Here is a 1,646-nt window from a genome sequence, read left to right as displayed (position 1 = left end):
GCGGGTCTGCTTGCGCTTGCCGGCGTACTCGGCATCGGCGAAGGTCATCTGTTTCATCATTGAAAAGCTCGGCGACTGGTGTCCGGTAATTTTGCCAAATCAGGAAGTCTTTTTCAGAGTTTCCCTAAGATACTGCACAGATAACGTGGGCTGTCCCCATTACCCAAAATTCGTCCCCTTTTTAACCCGTACTGAATAACGTTTACACCTTCCAATCCACTTTTCAGGAGGATGAGGCCATCCACTCAACATCAAAATCGACTAATTGGGCTTGAAGTCCCGTTTCATGCTCAAACCAATAGTCGAATCCTTCACCTTCATTTTTTTCCAAGAATAAATAATACCCACCGGTGCCTCCATCGCGATCATCATCAACAAATATTTTCCAACCTAGATACTCGCCACTAACAACTACACCCTTTCGAATTATAGGCATAATTACATCCTAATCCACGTAGGGAACATGATTATTAGATATATAACTTCCAGTCACAGGATTTTTAACTCCAAAATGCACGTGCGGAACTCCTGGAGCGTGTGCTCCTGATATAGACCCTGAATCGATGCGGAATTCTCTTGTACCATCCGCGCTATGGAACACACCAGAACCAGACTTACCGATTTCCCTATACCCAGAACCCAGATATTGCTGTCCTGCTGATAGTGCCTCATCGGTTGTTAGCGTCATAGAGCTCGTGAAATTTTTCTTACCCGATAACGTTTCATTGATAACTTGATCTACGCGCTGGCTAGCAGCTGCGTCCAGTTGGATCTGCTTTTCAGCGTTAACGAAGGTTTTCCAATTCTCAGTAGGCCCAGACAGTGGTAACCGTGGCGTAGTACCAATTACACCAGCATCAACTACACCTGCCGCAGCAAGCCGCCTAGCCAGCAACGCCCTTAATACCGCAGGCGCGCCCGTAGCCGCAAGCGCAGCATCCAAATCCCAGGTGACCCTTTCGATCCCACCACCGACTATGGTTGAAACCCTTTGCACCAAGTCGTTGAACTCGTCCCTGCTACTGGAAACTCCAGCGATTTCCCTAAGATAGGTAACGGCGTCTCCACCGAATTGCTCCCTCCAAGCCGTGGGAACGATCTCAGGGTCATTGGCCCAGTTATTGTTGCTGGACCATTGGGAAGCAGTATTGAACAAGGCGGGATCGGCAAACTGAGTCTTCGTCGCCTGAAACGCACGTACCTCGGCGCCATTAGCGACGATTGTGCGGCCATCACTCCATGTGAGTGCAATGTTCTGAGCAGCCAATCCTTGAATGCTTTCGGTCGCCTTTAGCAAGTCTTGCGCAAGGTGCTGACCTTCAGGGTTGCCCGGGGGGAAGCTGTCCACAAGTGCCTGCAACCGCGCGTTTTCGGTAGCGTCAACTTGAGCATTGGCAGCAAGAAGCAGTACTTCTTCCCAAGACATATCCGACTGAGGCTTGCCCTTCTCTTCAAGAGCCTTGGCCTCATCAGCAAGCGCTTTCTTCTCCGACGAATGCAACAGCCGATTGTAGGAAGTCTGTAGTGGTCAACTAATCCCGGACACGACGTTAAGTTTTTCCTCGGCCCGAGCTGGCGCCAGCCCACCGTTGAATTGGTGAGGCCGAATCCAGTTGTACCGATGCATCAAAAAGTGACTGATGTCG

3 protein-coding genes are annotated in these 1,646 nt (G+C 50.1%); 1 reads left to right on the top strand and 2 read right to left on the bottom strand.

What is annotated here, in order from left to right; genetic code table 11:
• The coding region (locus AACY42_RS28365; RefSeq protein WP_339483807.1) for a hypothetical protein at positions 1-199 on the top strand (199 nt) is incomplete at its 5' end.
• A gap of 24 nt (positions 200-223) precedes the next feature.
• Here AACY42_RS28365 and AACY42_RS28360 read toward each other — a convergent pair.
• Complete coding sequence (locus AACY42_RS28360) at positions 224-436, bottom strand: hypothetical protein (RefSeq protein ID WP_175361040.1); 213 nt, start codon at positions 434-436, stop codon at positions 224-226.
• Between the two features lie 9 nt (positions 437-445).
• Positions 446-1,501 (bottom strand): hypothetical protein, encoded by a 1,056-nt coding sequence (locus AACY42_RS28355; protein ID WP_339483804.1) that lies wholly within the window; start codon positions 1,499-1,501, stop codon positions 446-448.
• Between the last annotated feature and the right edge of the window lie 145 nt (positions 1,502-1,646).

This window comes from Pseudomonas sp. RL_5y_Pfl2_73, assembly GCF_963970515.1.
GTDB lineage: Bacteria > Pseudomonadota > Gammaproteobacteria > Pseudomonadales > Pseudomonadaceae > Aquipseudomonas.
Note: the sequence above shows the minus strand (reverse complement) of the source record. Positions and strands in the feature narration are given on the sequence as shown.